At 71.4% G+C, this 21,611-nt stretch carries 23 protein-coding genes; 15 read left to right on the top strand and 8 right to left on the bottom strand.

Features of this window, described 5'->3' with window-relative positions:
* Nucleotides 1-15: 15 nt before the first annotated feature.
* Nucleotides 16-699 (top strand): CBS domain-containing protein, encoded by a 684-nt coding sequence (locus tag ACFVFQ_RS31425; protein WP_383422566.1) that lies wholly within the window; start codon nucleotides 16-18, stop codon nucleotides 697-699.
* Between the two features lie 39 nt (nucleotides 700-738).
* Here ACFVFQ_RS31425 and ACFVFQ_RS31420 read toward each other — a convergent pair whose 3' ends face one another.
* On the bottom strand, nucleotides 739-1,644 hold the full coding sequence (locus tag ACFVFQ_RS31420; RefSeq protein ID WP_383422564.1) for a universal stress protein: 906 nt from the start codon (nucleotides 1,642-1,644) through the stop codon (nucleotides 739-741).
* A gap of 254 nt (nucleotides 1,645-1,898) precedes the next feature.
* Nucleotides 1,899-2,480, bottom strand: a complete 582-nt coding sequence (locus tag ACFVFQ_RS31415) for a hydrogenase maturation protease (protein ID WP_383422562.1) — start codon at nucleotides 2,478-2,480, stop codon at nucleotides 1,899-1,901.
* Between the two features lie 170 nt (nucleotides 2,481-2,650).
* On the opposite strand from ACFVFQ_RS31415, the gene ACFVFQ_RS31410 reads away from it, so the two are divergent.
* The 6 genes from ACFVFQ_RS31410 (at nucleotide 2,651) to ACFVFQ_RS31385 (ending at nucleotide 8,889) form a co-directional block, all read left to right on the top strand.
* Nucleotides 2,651-3,808, top strand: coding sequence for a 4Fe-4S dicluster domain-containing protein (locus ACFVFQ_RS31410; protein WP_383422560.1), 1,158 nt, complete (start codon nucleotides 2,651-2,653; stop codon nucleotides 3,806-3,808).
* A complete protein-coding gene (locus tag ACFVFQ_RS31405) occupies nucleotides 3,805-4,290 on the top strand; it encodes a cyclic nucleotide-binding domain-containing protein (RefSeq protein WP_383422558.1) in 486 nt (161 codons plus the stop codon). Before ACFVFQ_RS31410 ends, ACFVFQ_RS31405 begins: the two co-directional genes overlap by 4 nt.
* Complete coding sequence (locus ACFVFQ_RS31400) at nucleotides 4,287-5,111, top strand: FAD/NAD(P)-binding protein (protein ID WP_383422556.1); 825 nt, start codon at nucleotides 4,287-4,289, stop codon at nucleotides 5,109-5,111. Before ACFVFQ_RS31405 ends, ACFVFQ_RS31400 begins: the two co-directional genes overlap by 4 nt.
* 1 nt (nucleotide 5,112) lies before the next feature.
* On the top strand, nucleotides 5,113-5,916 hold the full coding sequence (locus tag ACFVFQ_RS31395; RefSeq protein WP_383422554.1) for an oxidoreductase: 804 nt from the start codon (nucleotides 5,113-5,115) through the stop codon (nucleotides 5,914-5,916).
* A complete protein-coding gene (locus ACFVFQ_RS31390; RefSeq protein ID WP_383422552.1) occupies nucleotides 5,913-7,286 on the top strand; it encodes a Ni/Fe hydrogenase subunit alpha in 1,374 nt (457 codons plus the stop codon). Before ACFVFQ_RS31395 ends, ACFVFQ_RS31390 begins: the two co-directional genes overlap by 4 nt.
* A gap of 253 nt (nucleotides 7,287-7,539) precedes the next feature.
* Nucleotides 7,540-8,889, top strand: a complete 1,350-nt coding sequence (locus ACFVFQ_RS31385; RefSeq protein WP_383422550.1) for an MBL fold metallo-hydrolase RNA specificity domain-containing protein — start codon at nucleotides 7,540-7,542, stop codon at nucleotides 8,887-8,889.
* A 143-nt stretch (nucleotides 8,890-9,032) separates the two neighbouring features.
* On the opposite strand, the gene ACFVFQ_RS31380 is transcribed toward ACFVFQ_RS31385, so the two are convergent.
* A complete protein-coding gene (locus ACFVFQ_RS31380) occupies nucleotides 9,033-9,416 on the bottom strand; it encodes an ArsR/SmtB family transcription factor (RefSeq protein ID WP_383422548.1) in 384 nt (127 codons plus the stop codon).
* A gap of 108 nt (nucleotides 9,417-9,524) precedes the next feature.
* Here ACFVFQ_RS31380 and ACFVFQ_RS31375 point away from each other — a divergent pair, with 108 nt between their 5' ends.
* The 3 genes from ACFVFQ_RS31375 to ACFVFQ_RS31365 are packed head-to-tail and all read left to right on the top strand — an operon-like array spanning nucleotide 9,525 to nucleotide 12,527.
* Nucleotides 9,525-11,501, top strand: coding sequence for a heavy metal translocating P-type ATPase (locus ACFVFQ_RS31375; RefSeq protein WP_383422546.1), 1,977 nt, complete (start codon nucleotides 9,525-9,527; stop codon nucleotides 11,499-11,501).
* Nucleotides 11,398-11,904, top strand: coding sequence for a (2Fe-2S) ferredoxin domain-containing protein (locus ACFVFQ_RS31370; protein ID WP_383422544.1), 507 nt, complete (start codon nucleotides 11,398-11,400; stop codon nucleotides 11,902-11,904). Before ACFVFQ_RS31375 ends, ACFVFQ_RS31370 begins: the two co-directional genes overlap by 104 nt.
* A gap of 26 nt (nucleotides 11,905-11,930) precedes the next feature.
* Complete coding sequence (locus tag ACFVFQ_RS31365) at nucleotides 11,931-12,527, top strand: cation transporter (RefSeq protein WP_383422542.1); 597 nt, start codon at nucleotides 11,931-11,933, stop codon at nucleotides 12,525-12,527.
* A gap of 256 nt (nucleotides 12,528-12,783) precedes the next feature.
* Here ACFVFQ_RS31365 and ACFVFQ_RS31360 read toward each other — a convergent pair whose 3' ends face one another.
* Nucleotides 12,784-13,821: a terpene synthase family protein gene (locus ACFVFQ_RS31360; protein ID WP_383422540.1), complete on the bottom strand. Its 1,038-nt coding sequence runs from the start codon at nucleotides 13,819-13,821 to the stop codon at nucleotides 12,784-12,786.
* An 818-nt stretch (nucleotides 13,822-14,639) separates the two neighbouring features.
* Between ACFVFQ_RS31360 and ACFVFQ_RS31355 the strand changes: the two genes are divergently transcribed.
* Together ACFVFQ_RS31355 and ACFVFQ_RS31350 are read left to right on the top strand one after the other, a co-directional pair.
* Nucleotides 14,640-15,653 carry a hypothetical protein gene (locus ACFVFQ_RS31355; protein ID WP_383422537.1) on the top strand — a complete coding sequence of 338 codons (1,014 nt, stop codon included), beginning with the start codon at nucleotides 14,640-14,642 and terminating at the stop codon, nucleotides 15,651-15,653.
* A 248-nt stretch (nucleotides 15,654-15,901) separates the two neighbouring features.
* Nucleotides 15,902-16,681 (top strand): glycosyltransferase family 2 protein, encoded by a 780-nt coding sequence (locus ACFVFQ_RS31350; RefSeq protein ID WP_383422535.1) that lies wholly within the window; start codon nucleotides 15,902-15,904, stop codon nucleotides 16,679-16,681.
* Nucleotides 16,682-16,781: 100 nt separating this feature from the next.
* Here the strand turns inward: ACFVFQ_RS31350 and ACFVFQ_RS31345 are convergent, their stop codons facing one another.
* On the bottom strand, nucleotides 16,782-17,057 hold the full coding sequence (locus ACFVFQ_RS31345) for a hypothetical protein (RefSeq protein WP_383422533.1): 276 nt from the start codon (nucleotides 17,055-17,057) through the stop codon (nucleotides 16,782-16,784).
* A 263-nt stretch (nucleotides 17,058-17,320) separates the two neighbouring features.
* Here ACFVFQ_RS31345 and ACFVFQ_RS31340 point away from each other — a divergent pair, with 263 nt between their 5' ends.
* The gene (locus tag ACFVFQ_RS31340) at nucleotides 17,321-18,292 is read left to right on the top strand and encodes a sugar-binding transcriptional regulator (RefSeq protein WP_383422531.1); all 972 of its coding nucleotides are present in this window, start codon (nucleotides 17,321-17,323) and stop codon (nucleotides 18,290-18,292) included.
* An 88-nt stretch (nucleotides 18,293-18,380) separates the two neighbouring features.
* On the opposite strand, the gene ACFVFQ_RS31335 is transcribed toward ACFVFQ_RS31340, so the two are convergent.
* Together ACFVFQ_RS31335 and ACFVFQ_RS31330 are read right to left on the bottom strand one after the other, a co-directional pair.
* On the bottom strand, nucleotides 18,381-18,545 hold the full coding sequence (locus ACFVFQ_RS31335; protein ID WP_383422529.1) for a hypothetical protein: 165 nt from the start codon (nucleotides 18,543-18,545) through the stop codon (nucleotides 18,381-18,383).
* A 271-nt stretch (nucleotides 18,546-18,816) separates the two neighbouring features.
* A complete protein-coding gene (locus ACFVFQ_RS31330; RefSeq protein WP_383422527.1) occupies nucleotides 18,817-19,728 on the bottom strand; it encodes a universal stress protein in 912 nt (303 codons plus the stop codon).
* Nucleotides 19,729-19,969: 241 nt separating this feature from the next.
* Between ACFVFQ_RS31330 and ACFVFQ_RS31325 the strand changes: the two genes are divergently transcribed.
* The gene (locus ACFVFQ_RS31325) at nucleotides 19,970-20,647 is read left to right on the top strand and encodes a CBS domain-containing protein (RefSeq protein WP_383422525.1); all 678 of its coding nucleotides are present in this window, start codon (nucleotides 19,970-19,972) and stop codon (nucleotides 20,645-20,647) included.
* Here the strand turns inward: ACFVFQ_RS31325 and ACFVFQ_RS31320 are convergent.
* Nucleotides 20,641-21,219, bottom strand: coding sequence for a hypothetical protein (locus ACFVFQ_RS31320; protein WP_383422523.1), 579 nt, complete (start codon nucleotides 21,217-21,219; stop codon nucleotides 20,641-20,643). The two genes, ACFVFQ_RS31325 and ACFVFQ_RS31320, sit on opposite strands and share 7 nt — an antisense overlap.
* Nucleotides 21,220-21,408: 189 nt before the next feature.
* Here ACFVFQ_RS31320 and ACFVFQ_RS31315 point away from each other — a divergent pair.
* Nucleotides 21,409-21,611 (top strand): response regulator transcription factor (locus tag ACFVFQ_RS31315; protein WP_383422521.1); only part of this gene is annotated, 203 nt, incomplete at its 3' end.

The raw sequence follows: 21,611 nt of genomic DNA, 5'->3' as shown, positions 1-21,611 counted from the left end.
GAGGAGGCACCAACCATGCCGAACAGCCTGCGCAGGGTCAGCGACGTCATGACACGGCCGGTGGCCGCCGTCGATCGTGCGGCCGGCTTCAAGGAGATCGTCGAGACTCTGGTCCGGTGGCGGGTGACCGCCCTGCCGGTGCTCTCGGCCGAGCGCCGGGTGGTCGGTGTGGTGTCCGAGGCCGATCTGCTGCCCAAGGAAGGCTTCCGGGAGGTGGATCCGGACCGGTTGGAGCGGCTGCGCGCGCTGGACGACGTACGGCGGGCGGAGGCCGTGACGGCCGGAGAGCTGATGACCAGTCCCGCCATCACGGTGCGCGGCGACGCCACCCTCGCCCAGGCCGCGCGGACGATGGCCCGGGCGGCCGTCAAACGACTGCCGGTGGTGGACGGGAACGGGGTGCTGGTGGGGATCGTCAGCCGCGCCGACCTGCTGAAGGTGTTCCTGCGGACCGACGACGAGATCGCAGCGGAGGTGCGCCAGGTGCTCGCCAAGCTGTTCGCCGCGCCCACGAAGGATCTGCGCGTCGCGGTCGCCGACGGGGTGGTCACGCTCAGCGGTCAGTTCCGCGACCGGTCGCTGGTACCCGTAGTGGCTCGCCTGGTACGCGGCGTCGAGGGGGTGGTGGACGTGGAGTACGACGTGACGGGCGGGGCGACGGGACTCGGCGTCGCGTCGGCGGAGACCTTGTCGCTGTGATGCCGTGCCACGCCACTTTGTCCTTAGCCGTGGGCGTCCTCAGCCGTGCGGGACGACGGCGACCGGGGTGGGGCAGTGGTGCAGGACGGCGTGGGCGATGTGCCCGATGTGCGGAACGGAGGGCAGCGCGGTGCGGCGCCGGCCGATGACGACCAGGGCGGCGTGATCGGCGGCGTCCAGGAGGTGGTGTGCGGGCTCGCCGATCACGGCCTGCGCCGTCACCCCCACGCTCGGGTACCGGTCCCGCCACGGTTGTAGCGCCTGGCGCACGGACTCCCGCTCGTCGGCGGAGAGGTCGGTGCCGAACTTCAGCGCTGCGCCGAGCCCGTAGACGTAGTACGGCGGTGGATTCCAGCCGTGCACGACCACCAGGGGCGCGGCGCGCACCGCCGCGGCCTGGAAGGCGAAGGTGATCACCTCGTCGCAGGGGCGACTGAGGTCCAATCCGAGGACCACGGACGAGGCCGCACCGGCAGCCGGGTCGGGCGAGGGCAGCTCCGACTCCCCACCAGGGGCCGGGCGGTGGGCCGAGGGACGGGCGCGCACGAGGACGACGGGGCCCTCGGCGCGGGCGACGACGGCCAGGGCCACCGAGCCGAGCAGGAAACCGGCGACCCGGCCCACCCCGGCGGTGCCGATGACCAGTATTTCGGCGTACTTGGCTGCCTGGCACAGCACGTCCCGCGGCAGACCGATGACGTGATCCGCCGTGATGTCGAGGTCCGGGTAGCGGTGCCGCAGTTGGTCGGTCACCTCCCGGGGGACGCCCTCCGACCAGAGCCGGGCGGCTTCCTCGCCGGCAGGCGGGACAGAGGAGTAGGGCCACTCCCCGGCGTGGACCAGCCGCAGGGGCAACTCCCGCAGCAGGGCCTCGCGGGCACCCCAGTCCGCGGCGGCCAGACCCGCGGGCGAGCCGTCCACGCCGACGAACACGGGGTGAGCCACGGCCACCTCCCAGGGGACGGTTCTGCGGGTCGCGTCTCCCACGATGCGCGGCGCGCGCGTGGCGCAGGAGGGGCCGCTGGGCCCGGGCGGAGGCCGGTCGGCCCAACGAGCCCCGAGCGGCGGGCGTCCCGGCCGGCCGGTGGGTGGAAGGCCGGACGGATCCTGCCCGGTTGCCGGCGGGCCACCACGCGCTGAAGGCGTCGCAGCTGCAGGGCATCGTCAGCCGCGTGGATCTTCTTGCACCCTCGTCGCGTTTACGAGCCGTTCGGCCCCTCTACGGCTCGTTCCCGGGCTGACCCGTCGCGCTGAGGGCGCTTCCCGTGGCTTTCCGTTCCGGCGCTCCCATGACGCGCAAGGTGAGGGGCGAGGTCCCGCTCGATCCGTGTGGCGAGCGGGAGCACGGCAGCGGCGACCGATGGCGACAGCCCGGCACCGAGGCCGGTGTCGGCGGCCTCGACGGCGTAGACGAGCAGTTCCGCGGGGAACCGGCCCAACGCCTGGGCCAGTTCCACGGCACCGTCCAACGCGAAACCGTGGGAGCTGGTCGTGCCGAACGGCCTTTGGCGCCGGGCTCGGTGGCCGCGAAGCCGGTGGATGCGGCCCGGTTGAGGCGGAGTAGCCACGCCGGCATCCACCACGATCGCCAGACGGGCACCTGCCCATGCGGTGATCAGGCGGGCGGGTTCCCCGTCGGAGCGGAAGAGGGCGACGCCGCGGGGAAGCGGCCGTCGTTCGAGCTCGGCCACCACCGCCCAGCCCACGCCGTCGTCGCGGCGGTGGTCGTTGCCGATGCCGATGACGACGATCCGCGCGGAAGAGTGCGAGAACGCATCCATGGCATCGCCTCTTCCCCGGCTGCGACCGTTGCGGAGCTGCCCCAAGGGCCGTCCGAGCTATCCGCAGCGCTGTATGGAGCACAGCCCAGATCTGTCGGCCCGTTCGGAGACGGTGCCCGGTCACATACTGACCGCGTTGGCGCGATCCACAGCGAAGGGCGAGGCGGCTGATGACGGGCGAGACAACCACCGCGGTGCTTGGGCCTGACGGGATGGCGGCGCTGATCCGCGTCCTCGTCGCACGCGGGCGGACGGTCATCGGACCCACCCTGCGCGACGGGGCGATCGTGCTGGACGAACTCACCGACGGGGACCAACTGCCCTACGGCTGGGGCGTGGAGCTGGAGGCCGGGCACTACCGCGTGCGGCCCCGCGCGGACCGGGCGGCGTTCGCGCACAGCGCCGGCCCGCAGTCGTGGAAGACCTACTTGCATCCGCCGCGGGAGCGGCAGTGGAGCGCCGATCGAGGGCCCGACGGCGCGTGGGCGGTGACGGAGGACGACACCCCACCGCCGTCGTACGCGTTCCTCGGCGTGCGGCCCTGCGACCTGCGGGCGATCGCCGTACAGGACCGCGTGCTGGCCGGCGGGCCGCACACCGACAACCGCTACCGCGCGCGCCGCGAACGGGTCTTCCTCGTGGCCGTGGAGTGCACCGAACCGGGCGCCACCTGCTTCTGCACCTCCATGGGCACCGGCCCCGCCGTGGACGGTGGCTATGACCTGGCGCTGACCGAGGTCATCGAGGAGGGCGGCGGTCATCGTTTCTGGGCGCGGGCCGGCAGCGAGGCGGGGGCAGCGGTGTTGACGGAGCTGCCGCAGTTGCCGTCCGATCCGTCGCTCGCCACCGCGGCACGGGAGCGGGTCGAGGCGGCGGCCGGCCGGATGGGTCGCACCATGCCGGAGGTGGACCTCCAGGTGCTGATGCGCGAGACGCTGGACGCCGACCGCTGGAACGACGTCGCCGCACGCTGCCTGACCTGCGGCAACTGCACCATGGCGTGCCCGACCTGCTTCTGCACCTCCGCCGAGGACGTGACCGACCTGACCGGCGACCACGCCGAGCGGTGGCGACGCTGGGAATCCTGCTTCGACCTGGAGTTCACGCATCTGCCAAGCGGCCCGGTCCGGGCGAGCGGCCGCAGCCGCTACCGGCAGTGGGCCACCCACAAACTCGGCACGTGGTTCGACCAGTTCGGCAGCTCGGGGTGCGTCGGCTGCGGGCGGTGCATCGTGTGGTGCCCGGTCGGCATCGACATCACCGAGGAGGCCCACGCGCTCCATGCGGAACAGGCGGCGGGCGCCGGCTCGGGGGAGGGCGCGGAGTGACGGCCGACCGGTCCCGGATCCTCGACGCCCTGTCGCCCGCGTACCGGGAACGCCTGCTGGCCCACGCCGACGAGGTGTCCTTCCCGGCGGACACCCGGATCTTCGACGAGGGCGATGCGGCCGACCGGTTCTGGATCATCCGCTCCGGAACCGTCGCCCTCGACGTGCCCGAGCCGGGCCGCGGCGCGACCGTCGTCGAAACCCTCGGGGAAGGTGAACTGCTCGGCTGGTCCTGGATGTTCGAGCCTTACCGGTGGCACCTGGGAGCGCAGACCCGCGCCCCGGTGCGGGCGTATGAGTTCGACGCCGGGGAGGTCCGCCGGGCCCTCGACGCGGACCCGGCCTTCGGCCTGGCGGTCACCCGCTGCGTCGCCGCGGTGGCGATCGGCAGGCGGCTACGGGCCGCGCGGATCCGCCTGTTGGACGTCTACGGGCCGCCCGGTGCCGTCAGGCGGATCAGGGCCGGGGGAGTGGCGCCGTGACCGTGGCCCGCCCGGACACGGTGCCGGTTCCGTACCGAGTGGTGGCGCGCGTCGAGGAGACCTCCGACACCGCCGAGCTTGCGCTCGAACCGGTGGCGGCGCCCCTACCACCGTTCGCGCCGGGCCAGTTCGCCATGGTGTACGCCTTCGGCGTCGGTGACATCCCGCTGTCGGTGAGCGGCCTGGACGGCAGCCGGCTGACGCACACCGTCCGCGCGGTCGGTGCGGTCTCCCGGGCGCTGCACGGGCTGTCGCCCGGTGCGACGGTGGGCGTGCGCGGCCCGTTCGGCGTCGGCTGGGGCCGGTTCGCGACGGAAGGCGGCGATCTCCTCGTCGTCGCCGGGGGGTTGGGGCTCGCGCCGTTGCGCCCCCTGGTCCGTGCCGCGCTGGCCACCCCGCGGCGACGCGGCCGGCTGAACGTCCTCGTCGGTGCGCGTACCCCCGGTGACCTGCTGTGCACTCGCGACCTCGACGTCTGGCGCGCGGCCGGCGCCCGGGTCGAGGTCACCGTCGACCGGCCCGAGGAAGGCTGGCGGGGGGACGTCGGAGTCGTCACCGAGCTCCTCGACCGGGCCGAGTTCGACGCCCGGAACGCCACCGCCTTCCTCTGCGGACCGGAGGTGATGATGCGGGCCACCGCCCGCGACCTCGTCCATCGCACACTGGCCCCGGAACGGATCCAGGTCTCGCTGGAACGCACCATGCACTGCGGCACCGGCCACTGCGGCCACTGCCAGCTCGGTCCGCTACTGCTCTGCCGCGACGGCCCCGTCGCGTCCTGGAAGCGCGCCGAACCCCTGCTCTCCGTAAGGGAGTTGTGACATGGCTGCCATCCCTGGCGAGGGGGCCGCCGGCCGGCGGCCGGAGCTGGCGGTGTGGAAGTTCGCCTCCTGCGACGGTTGCCAACTCACCCTGCTCGACTGCGAGGACGAACTCCTCGGCATCGCCGACCGGCTCCGGATCAGCTACTTCCTGGAGGCGTCCAGCGCCCCCGGACCAGGGCCCTACGACCTGTCCCTGGTCGAGGGGTCGGTCACCACCGCGCAGGACGTCGAACGGATCCGACACATCCGCGCCGCCTCCCGCCGCCTGGTCACCATCGGCGCCTGCGCCACCGCCGGCGGCGTCCAGGCACTGCGCAACTACGCCGACGTCGCGGAGTACCAAGCAGTGGTCTACGCCCGGCCCGACTACATCGACACCCTCGCCACCTCCACCCCCATCAGCGCCCACGTCCCCGTCGACTTCGAACTGCGCGGCTGCCCCATCGACCGACGCCAACTGCTCGAAGTCATCACCGCCTTCCTCGCCGGACGCACCCCCGACGTCCCCACCCACAGCGTGTGCTTCGAGTGCAAACGCCGCGGCACGGTCTGCGTCACCGTCGCCCACGGAACCCCCTGCCTGGGCCCGATCACCCACGCCGGATGCGGCGCCCTCTGCCCCGCCTACGACCGCGGCTGCTACGGCTGCTTCGGCCCCTCGAACTCCCCCAACTTCCCCTCCTTCATCCCCCTGCTACGCCGCGACGGCATGGACACCCTCGACGTGGTGCGGGTGCTGCGCACCTTCAACACCGGCTCGCCGGAATTCGACGCGGCGTCCCGGAAGGAGGCCGAACGGTGACGCATCGGGAAACCAAGGTGCTGCGGGTGGACTCGCTCGCCCGCGTCGAGGGCGAAGGCGCCCTGCACCTACGCCTCGACGGGGACTGGGTCGCCGAGGCACGCCTGAAGATCTACGAACCGCCCCGGTTCTTCGAGGCGTTCCTGCGCGGCCGCTCCCACGCCGAACCGCCCGACATCACCTCCCGGGTCTGCGGGATCTGCCCCGTCGCCTACCAGATGAGCGCCTGCCGCGCCATCGAAGACGCCTGCGGCATCACCGTGGACGGGCAGTTGGCGACGCTGCGCCGACTGCTCTACTGCGGCGAGTGGATCGAGAGCCAGACCCTCCACATCTACCTCCTGCACGCCCCCGACTTCCTCGGCCACGACAGCGTCATCGACCTCGCCCGCACCCACCCCAGGCACGTCGAGCGCGGGCTCGCCCTCAAACACACCGGAAACGCGATCATCGAACGGCTCGGCGGCCGCGCCATCCACCCCATCAACGTCCGCCTCGGCGGCTTCCACCGCGTCCCGTCCAGAGCCGAACTCCGGCCCCTGGCAGAGCAGTTGCGCCGATCCCGGGATGCCGCCGAGGCCACCGTGCGCTGGGTCGCCGGCTTCGACTTCCCCGACGCCGGCGGCGACCACGACCTCCTCGCCCTGGCCCAACCCGGCAGCTACGCGATCGACTCCGGCACCCCCACCGTCATGCCGGCCCCGAGCACCGCCGGCCTCCCACCGAACAGCGACCGCGCCCTGCCCACCCGCACCTTCCCCGTCCACGCCTTCCCCGAGCACGTCGTCGAGCACCAAGTACCGCACTCCACCGCCCTGCACGCCCGCCTTGACGGACGCCGCCACCTGACCGGCACGCTCGCCCGCTACGCCATCAGCGGCCGCTGGCTGCCGCCCGACGTGCTCAACACCGCACGCGAGGCCGGACTCGGTGACCCATGCCAGGGGACGGTGTGCCGCAACCCCTTCCGCAGCATCATCGTCCGCGCCGTCGAGGTGCTCTACGCCGTCGACGAGGCGCTGCGCCTCATCGACCGCTACGAGCCGCCGCCCCGCCCGTACATCGACGTGCCGGCGCGGCCCGCCACCGGCCACGGCGCGACCGAGGCACCCCGCGGCCTGCTCTACCACCGCTACGCCCTGGCCCCCGACGGCACCCTCACCGACGCCTCCCTGGTTCCGCCAACAGCCCAGAATCAGGGCGCGATCGAGCACGACCTGCGGCACGCCGTGCAACGCCGACTGGACACCGGCGACCGCCGCCCCACCGACGCCGAACTGACCACCCTGTGCGAGCGGATCATCCGCAGCCACGACCCGTGCATCTCCTGCTCCACCCACTTCCTGGACCTGACGGTCGAGCGGGGCTGACCCGCGGCGGCCGCCGCCCGCGACCGGGTGGAACTTCGCCGGGACGCACGCTCCGCGGTATCCGGGCCAAACAGCCCTGCCCGCGCGCCCTGGTCGGCCCATCCGACGTGGTGGTCCGGAGAGTGACACTGGGAAGACCGACCCACGTGACGCGAGGAGTCCCACGATGCCTCCCGCACCGTCTGCGCCAGAAGAACCCGCGACGCCCCGGCCAAGACCGGCACTGCTGACTTTCATGGGCGGTGTCGGAACCGTGACCGGCAGCAAGTTCCTCGTCGAGAGCGATCACGCACGCATCCTCGTCGACTGCGGGCTGTTCCAAGGTCTCGGCGAGCTGCGCCGTCGCAACTGGCGGAGCCTTCCGCGCGATGCCGCCGACATCGAGGCCGTCGTCGTCACCCACGCACACCTGGATCACTGCGGCTATCTGCCCCGCCTCGTCCGCCAAGGCTTCCGTGGACCGATCCTCGCCAGCACATACACCGCGCGGCTGGCCGGCATCGTGCTGCGCGACAGCGCCCGTCTCCAGATGGAGGCGGCGGCGCACGCCAACGCGCACGGCTGGTCCAAGCACCGGGTCGCCGAACCGCTCTACGACGACGCGGACGTCGAGCGCACACTCCAGTACTTCGATCCGGTGCCCATGGACACCGCCGTCGACATCACCCACGGCACCACGTTGACCCTGCGCCGCGCCGGCCACATCCTCGGCTCGGCATGGGCTCACCTGGCGTTGGAGGACGGACACACCCTCGCGGTGAGCGGCGACCTCGGACGCCCCGGGCACCCCCTGCTGCGCCCGGCCGAGCCGTTCTCCGGCGCGGACGTGCTGCTGGTGGAGTCGACGTACGGCGACCGCCGGCACGACGACCAAGCGGGTCGGGCACTGTTCGCCCACGTGCTGGCCCGCACGCTGCGGCGCGGCGGAACCGTGGTCATTCCGTCCTTCGCCCTGGACCGCACGGAGATCGTCCTCAACGAGCTGGCCGCCCTGCGCGGTCAGGGAGCCCTGCCGAAGAAGGTCTCGGTGTACGTCGACAGCCCCATGGCCCTGAAGGCCCTGGACGTGTACCGCGACGCCCTCCACTCCCGCGCCGACGAACTGCGGCCCGAGATCAGGTCAGTTGGGGCGGCCGCCCTGAGCCCCGAACCGTTCACCGCCGCGCGCTCCGTCCAGGAGTCGATCGACATCAACCACACGCAGGGCCCGGCGGTCATCGTCTCGTCGGCGGGCATGGCGACCGGCGGACGCGTACTGCACCACCTGCGGCGGCGGCTGCCGGACCCGCGCAACACCGTGGTCATCGTGGGCTTCGCGGCCGAGGGAACCCGCGCCCGCGACCTCGTGGACGGAGCCACCGCCCTCAAGATGTTCGGCGAGTACGTCCCCGTGCGCGCGGAGGTGGCGAACGTGCCGCACTTCTCGGCGCATGCGGACGCGGCACAGATCGTGGACTGGCTGCGCGCCGCACCGCCGCCCCACACCACGTACCTGGTTCACGGTGAACCGGCGGCTTCCGCGGCGCTGCGGGACCGTATCGCTCGGGAGCTCGGCTGGCACGCGGTCGTGCCACGGTCGGGAGAGAACGTCCTGATCCGCTGAGAGCTGCCGAAGGTGCGCCGGGCCGACGGTGGGTGGGTTCGAGGTTGCCCAACTCGCTCAGGACGGGAGGGAGTTGGGGCACCTGATGGCGGGGCGGGGGAGAGGCCGTTCGGGCACGCGGCTCCCGGGGAACCCCCAGGGCGCTACGGGGCGGTCGCCCGCTCGGGCTCTGCAGGGCTGTCGGTGAGGCCGAGTTGCAGGTGTTCGACGTGGTAGAGGGCCTGGTCGAGGAGTTCGGCGACGTGGTTGTCGTAGAGGGCGTAGACGACGGAGCGGCCCTGGCGGGTGCCGGTGACCAGGCCGAGGTTGCGCAGCAGGCGGAGCTGGTGGGAGCAGGCTGACTGTTCCATGCCGACCTCGGTGGCCAACTCCGTGGCAGGGAGCGGCCCTTCGCGCAGGCGGGCGAGGATCAGGAGCCGGGAGGGGGTGGCCAGGGCCTGGAGCGTGGTGGCCACGCGGGCAGCCTGGGCCGCGTCCAGACGCTTGCGCGGGACGGCGTTCTTCGCGGCAACAGCTCCATGACCCATGCGGTCATCGTACGCCCGTCCAGGAATACATGAATCGATGTTCATTCTTTCCTGTTACCGTGGTCGGGTTGGACCTCCGGCCCTCGCCTGCGAAGGACCTCTCTTGCCATGACTTCCACCTTGTCCCGCCCGGCCCCAGCCGGCGACGTGGTGCGTGACGCGGTGCTGCCGCGGCGCCGCACGCGGATCTTCGCCCTGCCCGAGGCCCGGTGGGCGGCCGCCGCACTGGTGCTGTTCCTGATCGCGCTGCCGCTGTATCTGCTCGGCGCCCCGGCGTGGGCCTGGGGCCCGCTGTTCGCGCTCACCTACGCCACCGGCGGGTGGGAGCCCGGCTGGGCCGGGCTTCAGGCGCTGCGCGAGAAGACCCTCGACGTGGACCTGTTGATGGTCGTCGCGGCACTCGGCGCGGCGGCGATCGGACAGGTCCTGGACGGCGCCCTGTTGATCGTCATCTTCGCCACCTCCGGAGCCCTGGAGGCCATCGCCACCGCCCGGACCGCCGACTCCGTGCGCGGCCTGCTCGACCTGGCCCCCACCACGGCCACCCGCCTCCTGGACGACGGCGCCGAGGAGTCCGTGCCCAGTTCCGAGCTGAAGGTCGGCGACACCATTCTGGTGCGGCCCGGGGAACGGGTCGGCGCAGACGGCCGGGTGCTGGACGGCGCCAGCGAGATCGACCAGGCCACCATCACCGGCGAACCCCTCCCGGTGGCCAAGGAGACCGGGGACGAGGTCTTCGCCGGCACCCTCAACGGCACCGGTGCCCTGCGGGTGAAGGTCGAGCGCGACCCGTCGGACTCGGTGATCGCCCGCATCGTGGCCATGGTCGAGGAGGCATCGGAGACCAAGGCCCCGACCCAGCTGTTCATCGAGAAGGTCGAGCAGCGATACAGCCTGGGCATGGTCGCTGCGACCATCGCCCTGTTCGCCCTGCCGCTGCTCTTCGGCGCCGCGCTGCAACCGACCCTGCTGCGGGCGATGACCTTCATGATCGTCGCCTCCCCGTGCGCGGTGGTGCTGGCCACGATGCCCCCGCTGCTGTCCGCCATCGCCAACGCCGGACGCCACGGCGTGCTGGTCAAGTCCGCGGTGGTGATGGAACAGCTAGGCCGGATCGACGCGGTGGCGCTGGACAAGACCGGCACCCTCACCGAGGGCACCCCGCGGGTGACCGACATCCGCCCGCTGGCCGCCTCCGGCCTGAGCGAGCGGGAGCTGCTGCGGCTCGCGGCGGCGGCCGAGCACCCCAGCGAGCACCCACTGGCCCGCGCCGTCGTGGACGCCGCCCGCGCCCGCGACCTGGACGTGCCCGTGGTGGCGGACTTCACCTCCGCCCCCGGTAGCGGTGTGACGGCCACCGTCGACGGCAAGGCCGTCGCGGTCGGCAGCCCCGTCCGGCTGCTGAACGGCCGCCAACACCCGGCCGCCGCGGTTGCCGCCGCCCTGGAGGACGAGGGCCGTACCGCCGTCCTGGTCGAGGTGGAGGGCACCCCGGTCGGCGTGCTGGGCATCGCCGACCGGCTGCGCGAGGAGGCCGCCACCACCGTCAGCGCGCTGACCGCTTTGACCGGAGCCGCGCCGGTGCTGGTCACCGGCGACAACCCACGCGCGGCCGCCAGCCTGGCGGAGGAGGTCGGCATCACCGACGTCTGCGCGGGTCTCCTGCCCCAGGACAAGGTCACCGCCGTCCAGGAGCTGGAGCAGGCCGGGCGCAGGGTGCTCGTCGTCGGCGACGGTGTCAACGACGCCCCGGCGCTGGCCGCCGCGCACACCGGCATCGCCATGGGCCGTGCCGGCTCCGACCTCGCCCTGGAGACCGCCGACGCCGTCGTCGTCCGCGACGAACTCGGCACCATTCCCACCGTCGTGGCCCTGTCCCGTCAGGCCCGTCGTCTGGTGGTGCAGAACCTGGTCATCGCCGGGACCTTCATCACCGGCCTGGTGATCTGGGACCTGGCCGGCACCCTGCCGCTGCCGCTCGGTGTCGCAGGCCACGAGGGCTCCACGGTCATCGTCGGCCTCAACGGCCTGCGCCTGCTGGCCGACGCCGCCTGGCGCCGCGCCCGCACCGGGAACGGCCAGTGAGCCGCCGCACCCACCGCAAGGTCGCCCCCGCCCCGGCGGGGCGGCTCGCTGCGCGGTCACCGTCTGCCGGGGCTGCTGCTGCGGCACCCCCAAAGTCCCCGGCCTCGACCACACCGCCCAACTCACGGGCCTGCGCGACTCGTTGGCCGCGGTGGCCCCTGTGCGGGTCACCGATTGCCTGGATGCCTGCGAGCGCGCCAACGTGATCGTCGTCCAACCTTCCGCCGACGGTCGCCGGGCAGGCGGGCGCCCCGTGTGGCTGGGCCTGGTCAACGACCCCGACGCCGCCCGCGACATCACTGCCTGGGTGAAGGCCGGCGGCCCCGGCTTGGCCGATCCGCCCGGCGTGCTGGACCTGTACGCCTTCACCCCCTCCCGCCGCATCCGCCGGCCCCTCGGCTGACCACCCTCACACGAGGTTCACCGAACATGTCCCCCTTGCCCGCCACCGGCCGTACCGCCTTGCTGCGGCGCGGTTTCGCCCTTGAATACGCCACCCTCGGTTGGAACGTGATCGGCATCGTGGTGCTGACCCTCGCCGCGATCCCGGCCCGCTCGGTGGCGCTGGCCGGGTTCGGCCTGGACTCCCTGATCGAGATCGGGGCCTCGACCGTGGTCCTGTGGGAGCTTTCGGGCACCGGCGAGGACCGCCAGCGCCGGGCCCTGAAGCTGATCGGCGTCGGCTTCGCGCTGCTGGCCGTCTACCTCCTCGTGCAATCCACCCTCGTGCTCGCTACCGGCTTCCACCCCCGCCACTCCCCGCTGGGCATCGCCTGGACCGCGCTCACCGCAGCCGTGATGTTCGCCCTGGCCTGGGGCAAAACCCGCACCGGCGCCGCACTGGACAACCCCGTCCTCAAGACCGAGGGCCGTGTCACGCTCATCGACGGCCTGCTCGCCGCCGCCGTGCTGGTCGGGCTGCTGCTGAACACCGCCGCCGGCTGGTGGTGGGCGGACCCGGCCGCCGGATACGTCCTGGTCTACTACGCCCTGCGTGAGGCCAAAGAGATCTTCACCGACCACTGAGCCAGAACAGTCCGCCCAGGGCGGCGCCGTTGACCGTGGCCACGATTACCAGCAGTGGGCACTCGCCGCGGTCTGGAGTGTGGGAGGACCTGTGGCCGGTGCGGAGTCTGCCCGCTGTGCCCAGACCAAGCGGTGCGGAACTCGCCGCCGCACGTGGCGAGTTCGACGGCCACCCCGGCCAGGTCTGTCGCTGAGGGCTTGAACCGGCCTCGGCGCGCAGCAGCGACGCGGTGGTTGAGACGAGCTCGCCCTGGTGTCAGCGGTTGGGTGCCTGACTCGCGTCAATGATGGTGCGCTCGGGGTGGAGGGTCACAACGCCGTCGCGTAGCCCGTTCCAGCCGTAACCGGGTCCGTTATAGCGCGAGGTCTCGCACGACCACCGGTAGTTCCCGGCGCAGAGCCAGCCGATGCCGTCCAGATAGGAGCTGATCTCCCGCCCTTTCGGGCCCGCTGACGCATGGCGTCGACGCAGGGCGGCGGAGGCGTCCGTCAGCCTGGCGTCGGCCCTGTCGGCCATGGTCGCCAACTCGTCGACCGCCTCTTGGAGGGGCGTGCCGTGGGCGCGCATAAGTACCGCCACCACGTTGAAGTAGTCGCCGTTGAAGCACTCCCAGCGGGCCGAGTAGACGTCGTTGACCAGCATGGCGTGCTCCACTGCCAACTCCTTGACCACAGCGAGTTCCTCGTCCTGTTCCAGATCCCGGGTGAGATCCAGGTCCAGGACGTATTCGAGGCAGGTGAGGTACGGGCGTAGCCCAACGCTGCTGCGGCGCACCTCAAGATAGGTCTCGATGCTCGGGACGTGCCCGGCAGCACGGAACTCGTTCTCCTGCTGTGCCCCGGCGAACCAGTTCTGCCAGCCTTCGCGGTACCGTCGGTAGACTTGCTCGGGCATGCGTCGGCACAAGGTGGACCAGATATCGTGGAAGGCACGCCCGTAAGGGTGTTGGTTACTCTCCCAGTCGGCATCGATGTCGTCGAACAAGCCGCGTTGGAGCAGGGCTACGTCGTCCACCTCGAACATGAGCGAGGTGACGCAGGAGGAGTGCGCAACCCTTTCTGGCAGGCCCACGGGATACACCATGGACTCCCACAGTGGATAGCGGTGAGCCAGCATGCGACCAAGCGCCTCGGAGTTGGAAAAGGGCAGGAACGCCCGTACCCAGGCGGCGTTGTGCTCATAGATCGTGGGGTAGTCCGGGTTCACCTTCGCCGTGGTGGAGCACGCTAGTGCAGGGAAATGCAGTGACTCTCCCGGAACCAGGAGCTGATGAGGGGCTGTCGTGTCGTCCATGGCGGCCCTCTCTGCATGGATTACAGGAATCCCGAAGGCGGGGATCGGCGAGATCCAGTAGAGCAGCGCTGCGACGAACGTCGGAACGGCCTTGCCGCGCCGAGGTGTTGAAGGTGTTGAAGGTCTTGCATGGCGGCACGGGCCGATTGGCGTGGTGATGGATCGCCAGCCCGGCGCGTATGTTGGCGCCGGGTCAGCTCTTCTTGTCTGTCGCTCCGCGCGCGTTTGGGCGCAGCCTTTCAACGCGTTCACGCACCCGGCGACGGAATCAGCTTCCGCGTCGGCGGTGTACCTGCTCTCCTGGAAGCTGCGCGTTGCCCGCGGCTGGTGAGCTGCGGGCCTGCCGCTGCCCGTCTGGGGAGCCCGTCGTGACCGGTGCGCCGGTGAATGTGCTCCGGCCCGACGTGCCGGAGCTAAGTCGGCAAGTCGATGCAGTGCTGGAGGAGTTCCTTGATAGCAAGGCCCGTGCCGGGGCCGATGGCCACATGTCGAGCGAGTGCCAGCATCGCCAGGAACCATGAACGGCTCCGGCGCCAACTGAGCACCTTCGCGCTGCTCCTGGGCGAGGCATTCCCGCTTCGTGACGTGGGCGAATGCACCGTCCGCGACCACTCGCGCACCTTGGCGGGACAGGACACCTGGAGGTTGGCATGACCCCCAACACCCCTCGTACCAACGTAACTTGGGCACCCGTCACCTCGGAGATCCACAGCCCCGAGGGTCCCAACGGCCGCACCGGTTTACCCGCCGTCTACTGTCCCATCCCTCAAGCGGTCCATCCTGAAGCCGCATTGATCAACGCGCACTCTCTCGCCTGGATGCGCACCCAGCCCTGCTTCACCGACAGCAGGCTGGCGGCACGTCTTGAGAAGGCCGACGTCGGAGCACTGGCCTCCGCCTTCTTCCCGCACGGCACCCGGCAGGCGTTGGAGATCATCTCCGACCTCTACTGCTGGCAGTTCGTCTTCGATGACCTGATCGAAGACCTCGCCGCCCGTGATCTCGTAGCAGCCGCCAACCGGCAATTCGGCCTGCAGCGCCTGCTGGACGCTCCGGAGAGCCCGATCCCGGAAGACGATCCCTTCGCGGAGGCGCTCACGGACATCCGGCGCCGCTTCATCCAGTCAGCCCCAACCACTGTGTGGCGGCGCTGGATTGAGCTCAACCGGGCATTCTGCACCGGTGTGACCTGGGCCTGCATCTACAGGGCCACCAACACCGTCCCATCCTTCGACGAGTTCGCCGTGCTTCGGCCCCTCGACGCCGGAGCCCCCAACTCCGGCGCGGCGCTCATCGAACTCGCCGAAGGCTTCGCCGTCCCCGACGACCACCTCGACCACCCCTACGTCCGCACCGTGGCCGACCTGCTGGGCACCATCTTGAGCTGGGACAACGACATCTGCTCCTACCTGGTAGAGACCGAGGGCAACCTTGAGCGGATCAACCTGGTGGCAGTTCTGGCTCACCACCTGGGGATCAGCCCACGTAAGGCAGTCATCGAAGCGATCCACCTCCGCAACCGCGCCATGTGGTGCTACCTCCGCCACCGCGAAAACAACCCCTTCAACGTCAACGACGGCACCTCCCACGCAGCCGTCCTCCGCTACGTAAGCTCCATGGACCACCTCATCCCCGGCAACCTCCACTGGAGCATCGACCGCACACACCGCTATCGCGCCAGCCGCCCCGCACTCGCGCTGACCCTCCACACGTCCCCCACCGACCGTCTCAACGGCCACGACCTGACCCGTCCCATCGAGGCGCCCGCACTCCGGTGGTGGTGGACAGGGCTGCGCCACCAGCCCGGCAGGGAAAGACGACCAAACCCGTGACGACCCTGCCCCTGCCTGCGCCTACAGCGGCCCTGCCGACGCCGAGGGGGTTTGCGTTCATGACGTCTACCGCCTGAACCCAGGCTTGCCGGGAGCGAATTCGGACGTGGCGTAGCTCAACTCGCCTGCGTACGCGTAGGTGCCCGGCGGGGTCATGCGGTTCGGCCGTCGACCTCCTTGCGTGATCGCCAGCGGGTTCATGTCATGATCACGGGCGGCCCCATCCTTCACCGGTAGGACTCGTCCCCATGCGAACCATCAGCGTCATCACCGCCGTACACGAAGGCGGTCACCACTTCATCGGTGACACCTATGCATCCCTGCGCGAACAGAAGCTCCCGGGTGACTGGGAGTGGCAGTGGTGCGTGCAGGAGGACGGCACCTCGGGCATCCCCGCGAAGAGCCTGCCCCGCGACCCCAGGATCACGTTCGGGACCGGGCTACGGGCGCGCATCGCGGTGACCCGTACACACGCGCTCTCCCGCGCGACCGGAGAGCTGGTTCGGACGTTGGACGCGGACGACGTCCTGCTGCCGGGGGCGCTGGAACGGGACATCGAGGCCCTGGAACGTGTTCCGTGGTGCGTATCCGCCTGCGTCGACCTCCTTGCGGACGGGAGCACGGCACCGGGGCCGTTTGACCCTGCGGACGGCCCCTTGGAACCCCATCGCCTCTACCGCGAGGTGCAGGAGGGACGCCTGTCCGTTCAGGCAACCACGTTCGCCGCGCACCGTCGTCTGGTGCTGGCGCTCGGTGGTTGGCAGGCACTGTCCGGAGCCGAGACGGTTGCCCTGCTCCTCGCCGCGGAGGCGGTGGCACCGGGCGAGTTCATAGCCGAGCCGAGTGTCTTGTACCGCAAGCACCCTGAACAGACGACCGCGTCCCCTCAGTACTGGGAGCCGACCGAAGCGGCCACGCGGATCGACGCCCTGCTCCAGCGGGCCACCGCCCTACGAGAAGCGGGTTGGAGGTGGCCGTGGGACCGCCCCTCGCCGGTGGGTGAGCGGCAGACGCCGCAGGCGTCCTGAGTCGACGCCCCCGGGCCTGGGGGCTTACGCGGTCGCCGCCCACGGAGGGCTGCAGCCTGGGCGCCGTGCTGCGGGCCAACGCAGCGGGGCGTGAGCGGAGTTAGGCGTGGTGGTGCTGGACGTGCTGGTGCTGGATGTGGGTCAGCCACGGGAAGGGGCGGAGGGCCTCGGAGGTCCTGCGCACACGCAGCGGGGCGTCGGCGACGCTGCCGGGGATGAGCAGAGCATCGTCCAGGGCGGCCAGCAGCCGGGCGGCGTGGGGCTCGCATCCGTTAACGGCGTGGTTTCGGGCGTCGATGATCGTCACTGCGTCGTGGGGGCCGACGCAGCGGACCGGGTCGTCGGGTCGGGCTGCCTCGCAGCGGTCTTCAGTCATGGTCCCCTCCTCGCGGCTTGCTCGATGACCAGCACGTCCAACCAACGCCCCGCAGCGGTGTCGGCCATCTCCCGCAACGCCTCGGCGTTGGCATCGGGGGACACCACAGCGCGGCAGTCTTCATGATCGCTCCAAGCTCTTCGCCTGTCGGGCCTTCTTCCTCAACAGTCCGCCGCACCGGCCGCGCACGACAAGCCGGTGCACCATCGTGCACGCCGATTTCCCGGACCTTCTGAAGAAGCACCGTGCGACCATGCACGATCGTGCAGCTACGCTGGGACAACGTGGACGAGGCCAAAGTGGACGACGCCGTACGCGCGGTGCAGATGCACTACCTCCAGGGCATGACGATGCAAGCCATCGCGCGGGAGATGCGCACCTCCCGCTCGACGGTGTCCCGACTGATCAGCTACGCGCGCTCGTCCGGCCTGATCGAGTTCCGCTTGCACCCGCCGGACGAGCATGTGCCGGGGCTGGAACGACGCATCGGCGAGAGGTTCGGGGTGAGCGCACATGTGGTACCCGTCCCCGACACCGCCAGCGAACTGGAACGCCTGGAGAGGACCGCGAAGGTCGCCGCCCAGGTGCTCGACGGACGGTTCGGTTCCGGCATGGTGCTCGCCGTCGCCTGGGGCACGACGATCGAGGCGATCAGCCGCCACCTGCTGCCCAAGCCCACCCACCACGCACGGATCGTCCAGCTCAACGGCGCGGGGCTGACCCGGGCGACCGGCCTGGGGTACGTCAGCGAGATCCTCGCCCGCTTCGGCCGCAACTACGCCGCGCCCGTCGAGCAGTTCCCCGTCCCGGCGTTCTTCGACTACGCCGACACCAAAAGCGCACTGTGGCGGGAACGTTCCATCCGGCGCATCCGCGACCTCCAACTCGGCGCCGACGTCGCCCTGTTCGGCATCGGAGCGGCCACCGGGGAGGTACCCAGCCACCTCTACCGCGCCGGCTATCTCGACGATGCCGAGCTGCGCGAACTGCGCGAGGAGGGGGTGGCCGGCGACATCGCCACGGTGTTCTTCCGCGCCGACGGCTCCCACGAGGGCATCGCCCTCAACGGCCGCGCCAGCGGCCCCGACCTGTCCGCCCTGCGTCAGGTGCGCACCCGGATCTGCGTGGTCTCCGGCGAACACAAGCTCCCCGGGCTGCACGCGGCCCTGCGCGGCGGCCTCCTGACAACTCTGGTGCTGGACGACGCGACCGCGACCAAACTCCTGGCACGGTAGGGAACCGGAGCCGCGTCACAGGCGCCAGGCGAAGCCGTCGAGGCCCCGCGGGCGCCGCCTGCGCCGTACTCGCGCCGATCCTGCCCCGTCAGCCCTTCTCGATGTCGTTCTCCCCGAAGAAGAAGTCGGGTCCGGAGGGGTCCGCGTCGCGGCGCACTTCGTAGTGCGACTCTCCCTTGCGGCCCGTCGCCACCTCGACGACGGTTCCGCGCTCGGTCTTTTCCGACACGTCGGGGTGCGGCGAGAACCGCACGTGGTCACCTTTTTGGAAAAGCATCGAGACCGCTTCCTCTCGTGCGGCGGCGCGGGCGTCTACCGCCTGGTTCCGGCTGGTGCCAGCTGATTCCAGGTAATTCCCGAGTGAAGGGTCGCGATAGGGCCGGACGGCCCCGTGTGACCGATCCGGCCGGGCGCAGGCTGGCCCGATACCTGACAGCGCGCGCCGCTCGACCACGCGACGACCGGGCGGTGCGGAGCCGCTTCCTGGGTGGTGCCTGCCGCCGGGCCGAATACTCCGCACCGCGTCAACCGTGCGGGACGACGGCGACCGGGGCGGGGCAGTGGTGCAGCACGGCGTGGGTGATGTGCCCGATATGAGGGGGAGAGGGGAGCTTCGTGCGGCGGTGCCGGCCGAGGACGACGAGCGCGGCACGGGCGGCGGCGTCGAGCAGATGCCGTGCGGGTTCGCCGACGACGGCCTGCGTCGACACCTCCACGCCCGGGTACCTCTCTCGCCACGGTTGCAGAGTCCGGCTGACGGATTCCCGCCTCTTGGCGCCGAGGTCGGCGCCGAACGTCAGCCTCGCGCCGAGCCCGTAGACGGAGTACGGGAGCGGGTTCCAACCGTGCACGACCACCAGGGGCGCGGCGCGCACCGCCGCGGCCTGGAAGGCGAACGTGATCACCGCGTCGCCGGGGTGGCTGAGGTCCAGCCCGAGAACCACGGGGGCGTCCGCGCGAGCGGGCGGACGGGGAGCGGGCGGTTCCGCGCCCGACTCGGAAGCCGCCTCGCCCTCCTGGGCACCGGCGCGCACGAGGACCACGGGGGCCGCGGCGCGGGCGACGACGGCCGTGGCCACCGAGCCGAGCAGGAATCCGGCGAGCCGGCCCGCGCTCACCGTGCCGATCACCAGTACCTCGGCGTCCTTCGCGGCGCGGCACAACACGTCCCGAGGCGGGCCGATGATGCGGGTCGCCCAGACGTCGAGGTCCGGGTAGCGGCGCCGCAGTTGCTCGGTCACCTTCTGGGCAACACCCTCCGACCAGAGGCGGGCGCCCTCCACGGAGGCGGACGGGTCGTGGTCGCCGGGTTGCCACTCCCAGGCGTGGACCAGGCGCAGTGGCAGGTCCCGCAGCAGGGCTTCCCGGGCACCCCAGTCCGCGGCCGCCAGACCCGCGGGCGAGCCGTCCACACCGACGACCACGGGTCGTGTCATGGCTGCCTCCAAGGGCAAGGGCGTGCGGTCACCTTCACGCTGCGGGACGTGCGCGGCCCAGGGGAGGGGTCGCTGGACCCGTATGCGGGCCGATCGGCCCAACGAACCGGCCGTGGCGGACGGGTGCCCCGGTGGCCGGTGGGTGGAAGGGCCGGACGGCCCCTGACCGGAGGGGGTGGGCGGGCGCACGCTGAAGGTGCCGGGCCCCGGCACCAGGCAGTCGCAGGGAGGAGGAACGATCATGACGCACGGTCCGCACAAGGTCAGCGACGTGATGACGCAGACGGTGGTGGCCGTCGGGGAGGCGGCGCGCTTCAAGGAGGTCGTCGAGACCATGGAGCAGTGGAAGGTCAGTGCCCTGCCGGTGCTGGCGGGGGAGGGGCGGGTGATCGGTGTGGTCTCCGAGGCCGATCTGCTGCCGAAGGAGGAGTTCCGGACGCTGGAGCCGGACCGGTTGGAGCAGCGGGACCGGTTGGACGCCCTGCGGAAGGCGGGCGGTCTGACGGCGGGGGAGCTGATGAGTACGCCGGCGTTGACGGCGCACCCCGGCGACACTCTTGCCCAGGCGGCGCGGACGATGGCGCATAAGTCGGTCAAGCGGCTGCCCGTGGTCGACGACCACGGGATGCTGCAGGGCATCGTCAGCCGCGTGGATCTTCTGAAGGTCTTCCTGCGCTCCGACGAGGAGTTGGCGGCGGAGGTGCGGACCGAGATCGTCGACCGGCTGTTCACCAACCCCCGCGAAAGGGTCCAAGTGACCGTCGAGGACGGCGTGGTGACGCTTCACGGGCCGATCCGCGACAGCGCGCTGTCGTCGGTCGCGGCCCGCCTGGTACGGGCGGTGGAGGGCGTGGTGGACGTGGCGTTCGACGCCCACACCGGCCCGGCGACGGAGGAACGCACTGCAGTCGCTCACTGACGATGGTGCCGCCATTGCGCGTCCAGCGTTTCCCACTCCCGCTCCCATTGGGCGGAGCGCCTGCGGTCCAGTACGCAGACGCCGATCTTGTCCACGCTGAAGATCAGCAGCCCGGCGCCGCACCCGGCCGCGATGCCGACCACGGTGCCCATCGCCATGGTGTCGGTCGGGGATCCGGGGTCCCGTACGAGCGCTCCGTGCCGATCCAGCCACACCGGCGCCCGGTCACCGACCCGCGCGCCGGGCGCCACGGCCGTCTCGCCCGTCCGCGGGGTGTGACCCCGAGCCACCCACCGGACCTTTGCGAACACCTGGCCGCCGGCGCTTCCCGTCCCGGTCTCGATGCCGACGGGAACGGAGGGTTGCTGGACCACCACGGCGGAGGAACGACGCCACGCGGCGTGCTGGTGGTCCGCCGCCGTAGTGGTCGCCAGGCCGGCCACCACCCCGACGATCGGGGCCCCCACGAGGATCAGGAGCCCGGCGAGCAGAGTCATCCAGGACTGCAACACGTCCGTGCCCCGGCGCAACGGGACGTGCCGCCACGGCGGGTGAGGCTTCGGCAGAGGCATCATGACCCCCTTCCGCTGCTGCACCGAGCGTCCCACCGCCGGACCGTGGCCGGAGAGGGCCGAACGGTCCCGGAACGGGCGCCACAGCGCGCCCGGAATGACCAGGCCGGGACCGTTCGGCCCTGGCATGGTGGTTCGGGTGGGGCCACGATGGATCAGGGGGTCGGTGCGGAAGGAGGAGGGCGCGTGATGAGCGAGACGACCCCGATCCCGCCTCGGCGGGCGATCCGGGTGTTCCTCGTCGACGACCACGAGGTGGTCCGGCGCGGTGTGCAGGATCTGCTCGATGCCGAGCCCGACATCGAGGTGGTGGGGGACGCCGGGACGGCGGACCACGCGCTGGCTCGGGGACCGGCGCTGCGACCCGACGTGGCGGTGCTCGACGTCCGCCT

The sequence above is a fragment of the Streptomyces sp. NPDC057743 genome (genome assembly GCF_042798755.1).
Lineage (GTDB): Bacteria > Actinomycetota > Actinomycetes > Streptomycetales > Streptomycetaceae > Streptomyces.
Note: the sequence above shows the minus strand (reverse complement) of the source record. Positions and strands in the feature narration are given on the sequence as shown.

Excerpts from the sequence above, each read along its gene's own strand:
- ACFVFQ_RS31425 (WP_383422566.1), top strand. The coding sequence starts at position 16 with ATGCCGAACAGCCTGCGCAGGGTCAGCGACGTCATGACACGGCCGGTG.
- ACFVFQ_RS31415 (WP_383422562.1), bottom strand. The coding sequence starts at position 2,480 with ATGGATGCGTTCTCGCACTCTTCCGCGCGGATCGTCGTCATCGGCATC.
- ACFVFQ_RS31410 (WP_383422560.1), top strand. The coding sequence starts at position 2,651 with ATGACGGGCGAGACAACCACCGCGGTGCTTGGGCCTGACGGGATGGCG.
- ACFVFQ_RS31395 (WP_383422554.1), top strand. The coding sequence starts at position 5,113 with ATGGCTGCCATCCCTGGCGAGGGGGCCGCCGGCCGGCGGCCGGAGCTG.
- ACFVFQ_RS31380 (WP_383422548.1), bottom strand. The coding sequence starts at position 9,416 with ATGGGTCATGGAGCTGTTGCCGCGAAGAACGCCGTCCCGCGCAAGCGT.
- ACFVFQ_RS31375 (WP_383422546.1), top strand. The coding sequence starts at position 9,525 with ATGACTTCCACCTTGTCCCGCCCGGCCCCAGCCGGCGACGTGGTGCGT.
- ACFVFQ_RS31365 (WP_383422542.1), top strand. The coding sequence starts at position 11,931 with ATGTCCCCCTTGCCCGCCACCGGCCGTACCGCCTTGCTGCGGCGCGGT.
- ACFVFQ_RS31360 (WP_383422540.1), bottom strand. The coding sequence starts at position 13,821 with ATGGACGACACGACAGCCCCTCATCAGCTCCTGGTTCCGGGAGAGTCA.
- ACFVFQ_RS31355 (WP_383422537.1), top strand. The coding sequence starts at position 14,640 with ATGCGCACCCAGCCCTGCTTCACCGACAGCAGGCTGGCGGCACGTCTT.
- ACFVFQ_RS31350 (WP_383422535.1), top strand. The coding sequence starts at position 15,902 with ATGCGAACCATCAGCGTCATCACCGCCGTACACGAAGGCGGTCACCAC.
- ACFVFQ_RS31345 (WP_383422533.1), bottom strand. The coding sequence starts at position 17,057 with ATGACTGAAGACCGCTGCGAGGCAGCCCGACCCGACGACCCGGTCCGC.
- ACFVFQ_RS31330 (WP_383422527.1), bottom strand. The coding sequence starts at position 19,728 with ATGACACGACCCGTGGTCGTCGGTGTGGACGGCTCGCCCGCGGGTCTG.
- ACFVFQ_RS31325 (WP_383422525.1), top strand. The coding sequence starts at position 19,970 with ATGACGCACGGTCCGCACAAGGTCAGCGACGTGATGACGCAGACGGTG.
- ACFVFQ_RS31320 (WP_383422523.1), bottom strand. The coding sequence starts at position 21,219 with ATGCCTCTGCCGAAGCCTCACCCGCCGTGGCGGCACGTCCCGTTGCGC.